At 71.4% G+C, this 12,946-nt stretch carries 12 protein-coding genes and 1 pseudogene; 11 read left to right on the top strand and 2 right to left on the bottom strand.

Annotated features, from left to right (window positions below):
• Positions 1–117: 117 nt before the first annotated feature.
• The 4 genes and pseudogenes from ABD143_RS00705 (at position 118) to trpS (ending at position 2,354) form a co-directional block, all read left to right on the top strand.
• Positions 118–372, top strand: coding sequence for a hypothetical protein (locus ABD143_RS00705; RefSeq protein WP_343969574.1), 255 nt, complete (start codon positions 118–120; stop codon positions 370–372).
• The gene (locus tag ABD143_RS00700) at positions 333–956 is read left to right on the top strand and encodes an HNH endonuclease signature motif containing protein (protein ID WP_343969571.1); all 624 of its coding nucleotides are present in this window, start codon (positions 333–335) and stop codon (positions 954–956) included. Before ABD143_RS00705 ends, ABD143_RS00700 begins: the two co-directional genes overlap by 40 nt.
• 73 nt (positions 957–1,029) lie before the next feature.
• Positions 1,030–1,186 (top strand): annotated as a pseudogene (locus tag ABD143_RS38085) (IS256 family transposase); the annotation flags it as partial.
• Positions 1,187–1,388: 202 nt separating this feature from the next.
• A complete protein-coding gene (gene trpS, locus ABD143_RS00695) occupies positions 1,389–2,354 on the top strand; it encodes a tryptophan--tRNA ligase (protein WP_343969568.1) in 966 nt (321 codons plus the stop codon).
• A 153-nt stretch (positions 2,355–2,507) separates the two neighbouring features.
• On the opposite strand, the gene sodN is transcribed toward trpS, so the two are convergent.
• Positions 2,508–2,924 (bottom strand): superoxide dismutase, Ni, encoded by a 417-nt coding sequence (sodN, locus tag ABD143_RS00690; protein WP_425563733.1) that lies wholly within the window; start codon positions 2,922–2,924, stop codon positions 2,508–2,510.
• Between the two features lie 91 nt (positions 2,925–3,015).
• On the opposite strand from sodN, the gene ABD143_RS00685 reads away from it, so the two are divergent.
• Positions 3,016–3,318 carry a S26 family signal peptidase gene (locus tag ABD143_RS00685; protein ID WP_343969565.1) on the top strand — a complete coding sequence of 101 codons (303 nt, stop codon included), beginning with the start codon at positions 3,016–3,018 and terminating at the stop codon, positions 3,316–3,318.
• 18 nt (positions 3,319–3,336) lie between these two features.
• Here ABD143_RS00685 and ABD143_RS00680 read toward each other — a convergent pair whose 3' ends face one another.
• Positions 3,337–4,572 (bottom strand): heparan-alpha-glucosaminide N-acetyltransferase domain-containing protein, encoded by a 1,236-nt coding sequence (locus ABD143_RS00680; RefSeq protein ID WP_343969562.1) that lies wholly within the window; start codon positions 4,570–4,572, stop codon positions 3,337–3,339.
• Positions 4,573–5,172: 600 nt separating this feature from the next.
• On the opposite strand from ABD143_RS00680, the gene ABD143_RS00675 reads away from it, so the two are divergent.
• The 6 genes from ABD143_RS00675 (at position 5,173) to ABD143_RS00650 (ending at position 12,846) form a co-directional block, all read left to right on the top strand.
• Entirely contained in the window at positions 5,173–6,363 is a 1,191-nt protein-coding gene (locus ABD143_RS00675; RefSeq protein ID WP_343969559.1) for an NAD(P)-dependent malic enzyme, read from the top strand.
• Positions 6,364–6,638: 275 nt separating this feature from the next.
• A complete protein-coding gene (locus ABD143_RS00670) occupies positions 6,639–9,287 on the top strand; it encodes a putative bifunctional diguanylate cyclase/phosphodiesterase (RefSeq protein ID WP_343969556.1) in 2,649 nt (882 codons plus the stop codon).
• A 150-nt stretch (positions 9,288–9,437) separates the two neighbouring features.
• On the top strand, positions 9,438–10,535 hold the full coding sequence (locus ABD143_RS00665; protein WP_343970224.1) for an ABC transporter ATP-binding protein: 1,098 nt from the start codon (positions 9,438–9,440) through the stop codon (positions 10,533–10,535).
• A 15-nt stretch (positions 10,536–10,550) separates the two neighbouring features.
• Positions 10,551–11,207: an ABC transporter permease gene (locus ABD143_RS00660; protein WP_343969553.1), complete on the top strand. Its 657-nt coding sequence runs from the start codon at positions 10,551–10,553 to the stop codon at positions 11,205–11,207.
• Positions 11,204–11,923 carry an ABC transporter permease gene (locus ABD143_RS00655; protein WP_343969550.1) on the top strand — a complete coding sequence of 240 codons (720 nt, stop codon included), beginning with the start codon at positions 11,204–11,206 and terminating at the stop codon, positions 11,921–11,923. The genes ABD143_RS00660 and ABD143_RS00655 overlap by 4 nt, the downstream gene beginning before the upstream one ends.
• Positions 11,920–12,846, top strand: a complete 927-nt coding sequence (locus ABD143_RS00650) for an ABC transporter substrate-binding protein (RefSeq protein ID WP_343969547.1) — start codon at positions 11,920–11,922, stop codon at positions 12,844–12,846. Before ABD143_RS00655 ends, ABD143_RS00650 begins: the two co-directional genes overlap by 4 nt.
• Positions 12,847–12,946: the final 100 nt, after the last annotated feature.

Genomic DNA, 12,946 nt, shown 5'->3' with positions numbered 1-12,946 from the left:
GTTCCGTCAACGGCTAGAGAGGTCCGGCGACGGCGCCCGGCCGAGATCATCCTCACCGCCATCGTGTTGCGGTGTTGTGACGGCGGAGCGCGGCCGGGTTGCGGGTCGGTCGCCGCCGTGAAGCGCCTCCTCGACGAGGCGGCTGACGCGCTGGACGCGCTCGGGCCGGGTGCCGGGGCGGATGAGTTGATCGCGGCGCTGGCGGCGTCGGAGCGGATGGCGCGGCGGATGGATCGGGCCGCGGTCGCTCTGGTGGCCGCTGTAAATCGACAGGGTGTGTTCGCCGAGCGCGGTTACAAGTCGGCGGCCGGGGCGCTGGGTGATCTGCTGGGGTGGGAGCGGTTCGAGGCCCGGCGGCGGCCAAGCCGCTGACCGGCGATGATCTCCGGAGTCCGGCGGAGCGGCAGGCCGAAGCGCTGGCCGAGGTTTGTGGGCATGTGCTGGACCGCGGCGACCTGCCGCACACCGGCGGCACTCGGCCGCATCTGAACGTGTTGGTGCGGTTGGAGGACTTGGAGAACCGGTGCCGGGCCGCGGTGCTCGACTTCGGTGGCACCGTCGCCCCGGAGTCGTTGCGGATGCTGGCCTGTGACGCCGCGGTGGTTCCGGTGGTGATGGGCGGGAAGGGCCAGCCGCTGGATGTCGGTCGGCTGACCCGCACCATCCCCGACGGGCTGCGCCGGGCGGTGGCCGCGCGTGGCGCGGGGTGTGAGTTCCCCGGCTGCGGGCGGCCGCCCTCGTGGAGCGAGGTGCATCATGTGCTGCCCTGGCAGGAGGGTGGGCCGACCGCGCTGCAGAACCTCGTAATGGCGTGCCGGGCGCATCATCGGTTGCTCCATCACTCGGAGTGGATCGTGCGCATCCGGGATGGGCTGCCGGAGTTCATCCCGCCCGCGTGGATCGACCCGGAGCGAAGACCCCGGAGCAGACCCCTGCCACATCCCGTCGCGGGTTGAAACGAGAAGCGGGCGCCGGTTGCGTCCACAGACGTGTTGTACCGCGTTGTTGCTGGTCAGCGGCGTGGCGTCGGGATGTGAGACGGCCGGGAATCTGGCCACCCGGGTGCCGAGGTCGGCACAGCCCTGGGTTCTGACCTTGCTGCGCGCGATCCCTTGCTGCGCACGGTCTTCGACCAGCCCGACGCGGGCGAGAGGTCCATGCGCAGTTCGACCGCGTGATCGAGGGCCGCGCACTCATCGGCGGAGTCGTCAGGTGTCCGCTGCTAGGCTGTCGCGGTGCGCTTGATCGGGAACTCCTGGTGGCCGTCGGCAGGCGGCTCCTCCGACGTGCGCTGACATCCAGCAACCCTCCAAGGCCGCCCGCGTAGGCGGCCTTCGTCGTGTCCGGGGGCCCCGTGGCGGGGTGGCCACCGACCCGAGGAAACATCGATGCGCCTCTCCGGGATCACCCCGTCCGGCCACACTCAGCTCGGCAACCACCTGGGCGCGATCCAGCGTTGGGTGTCCGACGGCGGCCCGGACGACCGGTACTTCGTGTCCGACCTGCACGCGATGACGACGACCCACAACCCGGGCCGGCTGCGGGCGCGGACCAGCGAGATGCTGGCCGTGCTGGTGGCGTCCGGGATTCCGGCCGAGCAGGTGTTCGTGCAGTCGGATCTGGCGCGCGAACTGGGTTCGCTGACCTGGATCCTGGAGTGCACCTGCAGCTACGGCGAGGCCGCGCGGATGATCCAGTTCAAGGAGAAGGGCAGCGGGCAGCCGGGCGTGCGGCTGAGCCTGCTGACGTATCCGGTGCTGATGGCCGCGGACATCCTGCTGCAGGGCGCCGAGGAGGTCCCGGTGGGCGAGGACCAGAACCAGCACGTCGAGCTTGCGCGGGCGCTGGCCCGGCGGTTCAACAGCATCTACGGCGAGGTGTTCACGGTGCCGCGGGCGGTGCTCCCGCTGACTGGCGCGCGGGTGCGCGACCTGGCCGACCCGGCGCGCAAGATGTCGAAGTCGGCGCGGGACGCGGCCGGGGTGGTGTTCATGCTGGACGAGCCCGACCTGATCCGGCGCAAGGTGCGGCGGGCGGTGACGGACGGGTTCACCGACGTCGCGTACGCGCCGGAGGAGCGTCCCAGGGTGGCCAACCTGCTGGAGATCCTGGCCGGCTGCCGCGGTTGCCGTCCGGCGGATCTGGCCGGCGAGTTCACGTCGTACGGCGCGCTGAAGGAGGCCGTGGCGGACGCGGTGATCGAGACGCTCCGCCCGATCCGCGAGCGGACGGTCGAGCTGCTCGCGGACCCGGGCGAGCTGGCCCGGGTGCGCAAGGAGGGCGCCGCCCGCGCCGCGGAACGGGGGGAGCACCGCCTGAGCTCGGCGATGCGGTTGATCGGCGCGGGCGCTTAGCGCCCGGGCGCGCTCACGAGAGCGGGCGCGTGAGCGATCCCCGCGTTGTTTGCCGCCCGCCGCTGCCGGCGTGGAAGGGCACCCGACAACGAGAAACGACGCTGACCGACGGGAGGTCGTTCCCGCTGGTCAGCGCCGCTTTTGGGCCTGTGATCAGGCAGCCGCCTTGGTCTCCCAGAAGATCTTGTCGATCTGGGCGATGAGGTCCAGCAGCTCCTGCCCGGTGGCCGGGTCCGTGGAGGACTTGGCGCCACCGGGACCACCACCCGCCTTCTTGGTGGCCTTGTTGAACAGCTCGTGAAGGTCCGGGTACTTCTCGAAGTGCGGGGGCTTGAAGTAGTCGGTCCACAGCACCCAGAGGTGGTGCTTGACCAGGTCCGCGCGCTGCTCCTTGATGTCGAGCGCCCGTGCACGGAACTCCGGGTCCTCGTTGCCCTGGTACTTCTCCTGGATCGCCTTCACCGACTCGGCCTCGATACGGGCCTGCGCCGGGTCGTACACGCCGCACGGGAGGTCGCAGTGCGCGGTGGCCTCCAGCCGCGGGCGGATGATGCGGGACAGCAGCCGCATGGGGTCCTCCCTGAGTGATCGTTCTGGCTGTCCCGACACTACTCGCGCTGGGCATTGGTCACAGCGGGGGAACCGGGGAGACGGAGGTCATGTGCGCTGGCGGAGGGTCGCGGTCAGGGGGCCGTCGATGTCGCCCACTCTCCACGACGGGGACGTGGTGATCGTCCGGTTCGGGGCACTTGTCCAGGTAGGGGACGTGGTGCTGGTCCGGTGGGCCGCGCGCCCGGGGCAGCTCTCGGTCAAGCGGGCCGCCCGCCCGGCAGGCGCCGGGTGGTGGGTGGTCGGGGACAACCCGTTCGGGTCCACCGACTCGCGCAGGCTCGGCCCCGCGGAGGTGCTGGCCGTGGTGCGGTGGCGGCTCTGGCCGGAGCCCCGCCGGATCGGCCCCCGCTGAGGCCGAGGCCTCGGGCGCTCACCGGCCCCCCGCCCGCGTGTTCGAATCGCTCCGGTCGGTCCAGCGCCATCCCATCGCTGCGCGGCGTGCTCGGCCCGACACCAACGAGACGACCCGCTCCAGCGGTCCTTGGCCGAAGAAGTGGCGCCATAGCACGGCGAAGACGAGCGCACCGGCTACGGACAGGACGTACAGAACGATCGGGTGATCGTCCAGCAGCCAACCCGAGCCCTGGACCAGAGCGTGTGTGGAGTAGATCGTCAGGGTCATGGCGCCGGCCACGCCCACCGGCCACAAGAGGTGTCGACCGATGGGCAGTTTGGTGACGAGCAACACGATACCGAGGACGGCGATTGCGCAGCCGAGGCTGTGCACGGCGTCGATCGGCGTCGCCGCGTGATGGCTTCGAATTGCCAGCCACCACCACGAATCCACGCGGCCCGCATCCCAGAGCGTGTCATTGGTGATCGTCTTCGGATCCGTTTCCGGCCCGGCCGCGTCGATCAATTGCTGCAGGCCGCCCAGTTTGAAAAGTATCACCGAGGACACGACCCACGCGACGACCGCCATGACGAGCCCGCCGACCATAAGCCGGGTTGCCACCACCGTGGAGGACAGATCGAGTCGCCCGATCGCCATGCCTGCAAGGACGTAGACCATGTAGACGACGGCCGGATAGGAGCCGAGGAAGAGCTCCAGGACGAAGCCGGTCGGATTGGTGACGGCATCGGTGAACGTCACGCTTCGGCCGTCGGTTCCTTCGAAGCCCAGGTAGGACGCCCACAGGAGGATGAGCGGGCCGATCACGGCCAGCCCGCCGGCGATGATCGCCAGCGTCCGCGGCCGGAGGTCGACGAACGGGATCGCCAGCAGGAAGAACAGCGCGTAGTAGGGGAGGATCACGTTGAGGTTGCTCCCGGCGACGTAGCCGACCGCGAGACCGATGGCCCCGATCGCCAAGGCCCGCACCGCGATGCCCACAGCGGCCGCCCGGCGACTACGGCCATCCATCGGGTGCCGGCCGCCGGTGAGGAATGCCAGGCTGATGCCGGCCACCGTCACGAACATGGTCGCGGAGCGCCCGGTCACCGTCATCCCTGCGAGTGTCGGTGTGTCGGCGCCGTCGTCGTAGACGACGACGAAGATGTTCGCCGCGAGCATGCTCAGCAGGGCTACTCCCCGTGCCACGTCGACGCCGAGGAACCGGTCTTTCAGTGGCGTGCCCGACAAGGGCATCGCCGGCGCGTCAGCCATCGCTCACCCCGAGCCACCGGTTGCGGTTCGTAGCGACGGCTCCCGGTGCGCAGACCGACCAGGTCACGAATCCACCTCGATTCTCGGGCCGCGGCAGCCCTTGGATGAGGTCGACGTGAGGCGGGCCCGGCCGGATACGGCTGCGTCGGACGCGCCGATGATGTCACATTGGACATGAGCTGCCCATTTTGTCACGTCGGCTCGACTTTCAGGGCCGAACGATTGGCTCTTGGGCGGGTCAGTGTAGGCGCATTGGATGACTGCCATCTAGTTGTCTTGGCGAACTCGCTGAATCCGGCGGCCGGTGCGTGGTCAAGCTTCCGGATGGTCCAAATGGAATTCGCCGACAGGGGTGATCGGCGGATCCTGCTCGTCCGGAATGACCAGGGCGCCGGCCGGGTGACGGGATCGCGATCTTCCGGTGATCGGGACTGGGTTACCATGTCAGGAACCCGACAGCCGAACCTCGTCGGAGCGCCTGCCTCATCCTGCCGGCGCCCGCGAGAGGCCGTCCGGCACCGCGACGCGGCCCACAGCCGCGGGCTCCGGTGCGCGGCGAGCGAGCGCCCACCTGAGCCCGCACGAGAAGTGGATCCCCGCATGACGATCGTCCCTGACCGCACCATGCCTGCTGCCGCCCCGAGCCGTGAGGAGATCTTCGCCGCCCACGACGGCGGGAAGCTGGCCACCGGCCTCACCGTGCCACTGGAGAACGCCCGCGACCTGGCCGTCGCCTACACGCCGGGGGTCGCCGAGGTCAGCCGCGCCATCGCCGCCGACTCCTCGCTCGCCGCCCGCTACACGTGGACGAACCGGCTGGTCGCCGTCGTGAGCGACGGCACGGCGGTGCTCGGGCTCGGCGACATCGGCCCGCGGGCCGCGCTCCCGGTGATGGAGGGCAAGTCCGCGCTCTTCAAGTCGTTCGCCGGCCTCGACTCCATCCCGCTCGTGCTCGACACCACCGACGTCGACGAGATCGTCGAGACGCTGGTGCGGCTGCGCCCGAGCTTCGGCGCGGTGAACCTGGAGGACATCGCCGCCCCGCGCTGCTTCGAGCTGGAGCGAAGGCTCGTCGACGCGCTCGACTGCCCCGTCATGCACGACGACCAGCACGGCACCGCGATCGTGGTGCTGGCGGCGCTGCGCGGTGCCGCCGCCGTCCAGGGCCGGGAGCTCAGCGGGCTGCGGGTCGTCATCTCGGGCGCGGGCGCCGCCGGTGTCGCGTGCGCGCGCATCCTGCTGGCCGCGGGCGTCCCGGACGTCACCGTGCTCGACTCGCGCGGCGTGCTCGTCGCAGGCCGGGAGGGCCTCACGGGCGAGAAGGCCGCGCTCGCTGCTGTCACCAACCCGCGTGGCGTCTCCGGTGGGGTCGCCGAGGCACTCGACGGCGCCGACGTGTTCATCGGGCTCTCCTGCGCGCTCCTGCCGGAGGAGCTGCTCACCGCGATAGCGCCGGGCGCGTTCGTGTTCGCCCTCTCGAACCCCGACCCCGAGGTGCACCCGGACGTCGCTGCGCGGCATGCGGCGATCGTGGCGACGGGGCGCAGCGACTTCCCGAACCAGATCAACAACGTGCTCGCGTTCCCCGGGGTCTTCCGCGGAGCGCTCGACGCGGGCGCCCGGCGCATCACCGAGGCCATGAAGCTCGCCGCCGCCGAAGCCATCTTCTCGGTCGCGAGCGACGACCTGAGCGCCGACAAGATCGTGCCGAGCCCGTTCGACCCGCGTGTCGCGCCCGCCGTGTCGGCGGCGGTCGCCGCAGCTGCGGGACGGACATCTGACGCGGGGTAACGCAATTGCGACGCTCCGGCCTGCGCCTTCGTCCTTGGGTGGCCACGTTCGTCACGCAGCGTGCTGACCTGCGGGTTAGCGTCCGCGGGGCGAGGTATAGGCCGTTCGGGGGGAGCACCCAGATCGTGTGGCGACGAGCGTCGTTGAAGGTGTGAGGGACGTCGCCACACGCTGGGGAGAAGCTCGTGGGAGAGGTCGGACACCGCTTGGGCGAGGGGCGTGCCGGTGACTCGGTTTCCGAGCCGGCGGGTGGCCGGCCCCCCATAGCCGACGCGGTGATCCGCACGGACCTGCGGCGTTCCCGGCAGGCGGTGTTCGGCGCCGACGTGCACCCGCAGGCCGCGCTGTTCGCCAGCCGGGTGGCCAGGGCGGTGTCGGAGACGGCCGCACCCGTCGACGGGGAGCGGACGGCTCCGGCAGCCGGCCCGCCGGACGCCGTGGGGCAGGGGCCGCGTGTCCCGACCGCGTTCCGGGACGCCTTGCTCGGCAACGGTGTCCACCCGCCGCCCTACCGCGCGCCCCAGCCGGTCGCGCCGCGCCAGGCGCCTGATGCCTTCCCGCTGCCCGCCGTGCCCGCGCTCGTGTGCGACCGCGAGGAGCGAGTGGTGCGCGTCAACGCCGCCTTCGTGCGGCTCGCCGGGCGCGAGAACGGCGACCGGCCCGTGCTCGGCCTGCGGATCCCGCATCTGGTCGCAGGCCCGGACACCGACGCCCGGCTGATGCGGCCCGACGGAAGCGCGGTGCGCGTGCGCGTCGTGCGCTGGCCGCTCGCGGCCGCCGAGCTGACCGCGGTCGTGCTGGTCGAACTGGACTCCGCACCTGCGCCGAGTGCGGCCCCGGTCGTCGACCCCGGCTGGACGTGCGAGCTGGAGCGCCTGGCCCGTGTGGGCACGTGGACCTACGACCTCGCGACGGCCACGCTCAAACGCAGCGAGACCCTCGACGAGCTGTACCGATCCGTTGGCGTCGACCCCGACGGCAGCGGACGGGTGCCCCTGGAGGGCCACCAGGTCGCCCAGCTCTCCGACGACCTGCGCATCGGCGCGCCCGTCGGCGACCACCACATCGAGCTGCAGCTGCCCGGCGACCGGATGCTGAGCTGCCGGGCCGAGGTGGAACGCGCCGAGGACGGCACCCCGGTGCGGCTCGTCGGCGTCGTCCACGACATCAGCGCGGACCGCATCGCACAGCGCATGGTCGAACGCTCCGGCCAGCGCTTCGCGGACCTCATGGCGCTCCTGCCGGGCGGCGTCGCGCTGCTGGACCCGACCGGCCGTGTCGTCGACGCGAACGCCGGCCTGTGCCGGTTGCTGGACATCCCGCTGGAGCGGTTGCGGGGCATGGCGGCTGAGGTGCTCTCGGTCCCGCAGCTCGACATGGCAGGCCTGGGTGGCCCCGCGAAGTTGCCGGGATGGCTGCGGCCGGTGCCGCCCGGCGCACGGCACGGCTACCGGGTGGACGCGGTGCCGCTGCTGCGCGGGGACGGCACGACCGTGTGGTGCGAGGTCGCGGTGTCGGCCACGTCGGCCGACGACGGCGGCTGGTTCTGGCTCGTCGTCTGCACCGACATCTCCGACCGCCGTCGTGCGGCGGAGCTGCTGCGCAGCGCGGGGACGGTGGACGAGCTGACCCGGCTCCCCAACCGCGCGGCCTGCCTGGAGATGGTGGACCGGCTGCTTGCCGGACCGACGGGCGACCGCGTCGCGGTGGTCTGCGGCGACCTCGACGACTTCGCGCGCGTCAACTCCTCCCTCGGCCACGACGCGGGCGACGATCTGCTGGTGTCGCTGGCCGGGCGGCTGCAGCGCGAGCTGCCCGTGGGGTGCACCGCCGCCCGGCTGGGCGCCGACGAGTTCGTGGTGATCTGCATCGACCACACCGAGGTCGGCGGCCCCGACCTGCTCGCGCGCACCGTCGCCGACCTGCTGCGGACCACGCTCACCGTGCACGGGAGGCCCGTGCAGATGACAGCGACCGTCGGTCTCGCCACCCCGGTGCCGACCGGCGACGTGCGGGCCGCCGACCTGCTGCGGTTCGCCGAGGCCGCCATGCTCGACGCCAAGCGCCGCCAAAGCCGCGGCGGCATCGGGATGGCCACCGACGGCGTCGTCTCTTCGGCGACGAGGGTGCTCGAGGTGGAGGCCGAGCTGCGCGCCGCGATCGCAGGCGACGGGCTCGTGCTCGACTACCAGCCGGTCGTCGGCCCGGACGGCACGGTGCTCTCGGCGGAGGCGCTGGTGAGGTGGCGGCACCCGGAGCGCGGGCTCATCCCGCCCGGCGACTTCCTGCCCGTCGCGCAGCGCAGCGGGCTCCTGCGGGACCTCGACCTCTGGGTCCTGCGCACGGCGGTGCGCGAGGCGGCGGGCTGGCCGGAGCATCGTGGCCGCAGGCCCGCCCTCGCCGTCAACCTCGCCGGGCTGCTGCCAGGTGATGCCGACTTCCTCTCCGTGGTCAGCGATGCCGTGGCCGAGGCCGGGCTGCCGTGGGACCAGCTCGTGCTGGAGCTCGTCGAGACGAGCCTCGTCGCGTTGCCCGCGCATGCGCTCGCCGCCATGGCCGAGCTCACCGAGCGCGGCGTCCGGTTCGCTGTGGACGACTTCGGCACCGGGTACTCCTCGCTCGCCCGGCTCAAGGAGCTGCCTGCTCAGACCGTCAAGATCGACCGCGCCTTCGTCACGGGCATCGCGGACGACCCCGCCGACTTCGCCGTGGCCCGTGCGGTCGTGGACATGGCGCGGGCGATGGGCCGCACGACGGTGGCGGAGGGCGTCGAGACCGCCGAGCAGTTCCACGTGCTGCGCGGCATCGGGGTGGACGCCTACCAGGGCTGGCTCTTCTCCCGTCCGGTGCCGGCCGGCCGATTGCGCGAGATACTGGCCGGTGGGCGCCTGGCCACCCCCGCCTCGTCCGCCGGGGGGCCCTAGGACCCTCAAAGTGGCGCCCCACGAGGACATCCGGCAACGCCCGGGTATCGCGTTCAGATCACATCAGTCGCAACTGTCGGTGCGTCGGGTTAGCCTCGCTGCGATGCGACGACCGGCAAGGGGTCGTCGGTGAACACGGAGGTCTCCCGGATGATCGAGTTCCGGGGCGTGACCAAGCGCTTCCCCGACGGCACAGTCGCGGTCGACAACCTCGACCTCACCGTCGATGCCGGGCGGATCACCGTCCTCGTCGGACCGTCCGGCTGCGGCAAGACCACGTCGTTGCGGATGGTGAACCGCATGATCGAGCCGAGCGAGGGCACCATCACGGTCGACGGTCGCGACATCATGTCCAGCGACGCCGCGGAGCTGCGGCGCGGCATCGGCTACGTCATCCAGCAGGCCGGGCTCTTCCCGCACCGCACCATCCTCGACAACATCGCCACCGTCCCGATGCTGCTGGGCTGGAGCAAGGCGAAGGCCCGCAAGCGGGCGGCCGAACTCATGGAGCTGGTCGGGCTGGCGCCGGAGATGGCGAAGCGCTACCCGTCGCAGCTCTCGGGGGGTCAGCAGCAGCGCGTCGGGGTGGCGCGGGCGCTCGCTGCCGACCCGCCGATCTTGCTGATGGACGAGCCGTTCAGCGCCGTCGACCCCGTGGTGCGGGAGAACCTGCAGGACGAGCTCCTGCGGCTGCAGTCGGAGCTGGGCAAGACGATCCTGTTCGTCACCCACGACATCGACGAGGCGGTCAAGCTGGGCGACAAGGTCGCGGTGCTGCGCGTCGGCGGTGTGCTCGCCCAGTACGACGAGCCCGGCCAGCTGCTCGCACGACCGGTCGACGACTTCGTCGACAACTTCGTGGGCCGCGACCGCGGCTACCGCGGGCTCGGCTTCCTCTCGTCCGACACGATCCCGCTCGGCCAGCTGTCCACGGTCGCAGTCGGCGACCCGGTGCCGCCGCAGGACGAGTGGGTGCTCGTCGTCGACGCGGAGCAGCATCCGCAGGGGTGGCTGCACGGCGCGCACGTCAACGGCGCCGTCACCGTCGACACCGAGCACCTGGTGCCCGGCGGCTCGCTGTACGACGTGGGCTCCGGCTCGCTGCGCAGCGCGCTCGACGCGGCGCTCTCGTCCCCGTCCGGGCGCGGAGTCGCGGTCGACGCCGACGGGCGGGTCGCGGGCGCCATCACCGCGGACGACGTGCTGCGCGCGCTGGACGACGTGCGGCGCGACGAGGCCGCGGCCTGAGGGGAACCGGTCTTCGTGGTCTGGCAATGGATCCCGCGTAACAGCGAGCGGATCATCCTCCTCCTCGTCGAGCATCTGCGGCTGGCGTTGATCCCGGTTGTCGTCGGTCTGCTGCTCGCCGTCCCGCTCGGGTGGCTGGCCAGCCGGTACCGGCCGGCGCGGGCGGTGCTCATCCCGGCGGCCGGGGTGCTCTACACGGTGCCGTCGCTGGCGCTGTTCGTCGTGCTGCCCGGCATCCTCGGCACCCGGATCCTGTCCGAGGTCAACATCATCGTCGCGCTCACGATCTACACTGTCGCGCTGCTCGTGCGCACGGTCGCCGACGCGCTGGCCGCCGTGCCAGGGCTCGTGGTGGCCGCTGCCACCGCGCTCGGCTACAAGCCGGTCCGGAGGTTCATCGACGTGGAGCTCCCGCTCGCGGTGCCGGTGCTGATCGCCGGGCTGCGGGTGGCGACGGTCTCGAACATCAGCCTGGTGAGCGTGGGTGCACTGATCGGCGTCGGGGGTCTCGGCGAGCTGTTCACCGAGGGGTTCCAGCTCAACTTCCCCACCGAGATCGTCACCGGGATCGTGCTGATCATGCTGCTCGCCCTGATCGGTGACGCGCTCCTGCTCGGGTTGGGCCGCATCGCCACACCCTGGAGCAGGGCCGGAGCGGGGACCCGCGCGTGAACCTCTTCGCGGAAGTGCTCGCCTGGTTTGCCGACCCCCAGCATTGGCAGGGCAGCAGCGGCGTCCCGGCCCGGCTCGCCGAGCACCTGCGCTACACCGCGCTCGCGTTGGTGCTCGCGGCGGTCATCGCGATCCCACTCGGCGCCGTGATCGGCCACACCGGCCGCGGGAGCTTCCTGCTGGTCGGCATCGCCAACGGCCTGCGGGCGCTGCCCGAGCTGGGCCTGCTGATCCTCCTGGTGCTGCTCACCGGCATCGGGCTCCTGCCGCTCACGGTCACGCTGCTGATCCTCGGGGTTCCGCCGCTCTTGGCCGGCACGTACGCCGGGGTGCGCAACGCCGATCCGGCCGTCGTCGACGCCGCCCGCGGAGTCGGCATGCGCGAGCGCGAGGTCCTGCTGAAGGTCGAGCTGCCCATCGCGCTGCCGCTGATCATCGGCGGCCTCCGCACCGCCACGCTGCAGGTCATCGCCACCGCGGCGATCGGGGCCTACATCTCTCTGGGCGGCCTCGGCCGCTTCCTGATCGACGGCCTCGCGCTCAACGACTACCCGCGCATGGTCGCGGGCGCTGTCCTCATCGCCGCACTGGCACTGGTGGTCGAAGGACTGCTCGCCGGCCTGCAGCGGTTGATCGTCTCGCCGGGCCTGCGCACAGCTCCCATGCGCACAGGATCCCGTCGACCCACCCCCGTAGTCGCAGGAGGAACCGCATGAAGCGCACACTCGCCGTACTGGCCGGAGCGATGGCCCTGGTCGTCACGGCATGCGGTGGCGGCGGCGATCCGCTCGCCGGTTCGTCCGGCGGCTCGGCCGCCCAGCCGCCCGCCGCGGCCGAAACCATTCGCGTCGGCTCGGCCAACTTCCCGGAGAGCCGGGTCCTCGCCGAGATCTACGCACAGGCGCTGACGGCCAAGGGCGTCACCGTCGAGCGGCAGTTCGGGATCGGCAGCCGCGAGCTGTACTTCCCGGCGCTGGAGGACGGCTCGATCGACCTGATTCCCGAGTACTCGGGCAACCTCCTGCAGGAGGTCAACCCGCAGACCACGGCCACCTCGGCCGACGCCGTGTACGCCGAGCTCCAGCAGCACATGCCGCCCAGCCTCACCGTTCTCGAGCAGTCGCAGGCCGAGAACAAGGACGCGGTGGTGGTGACCTCGGAGACGGCTCAGCAGTACAACGCCCGCTCGATCGCCGATCTCGCCCCGAACTGCGGTCAGCTCGTCTTCGGTGGGCCGCCGGAGTTCACCGAGCGCCCCTACGGGCTCCCCGGCCTGGAGCGGATCTACAACTGCAAGTTCTCCGACTTCCGCTCGCTCGATGCGGGCGGACCGACCACCGTGGCGGCGCTCGCCGACGGCACCATTCAGGCGGCCGACCTCTTCACCACCGACCCCACCATCGCCGACCGCGGCTGGGTGGCTCTGGAGGACCCGCAGAACAACTTCGCCGCGCAGCGAGTGCTCCCGCTGATCAACAAGCAGAAGGCCAGCGACGGCGTGCAGCAGACGCTGAACGCGATCTCCGCGAAGCTCACCACCGAGGGCCTGATCGAGATGAACCGGAAGCTCAACGACGCGGCCAACAACACGGTTGAGTCGGTTGCCACGGCCTGGCTCCAGCAGAACAACCTGGGCTGAGTTCACCCGCCTCTGTTCGAGCGGCACTTTCGTGCGCCAAAATGCGACGAAAGTGCTGCTCGGACACTAGGGCGTGTCCGGCGGATCTTCGTCCGTGATA

Source organism: Pseudonocardia aurantiaca (assembly GCF_039526725.1).
GTDB lineage: Bacteria > Actinomycetota > Actinomycetes > Mycobacteriales > Pseudonocardiaceae > Pseudonocardia > Pseudonocardia aurantiaca.
Note: the sequence above shows the minus strand (reverse complement) of the source record. Positions and strands in the feature narration are given on the sequence as shown.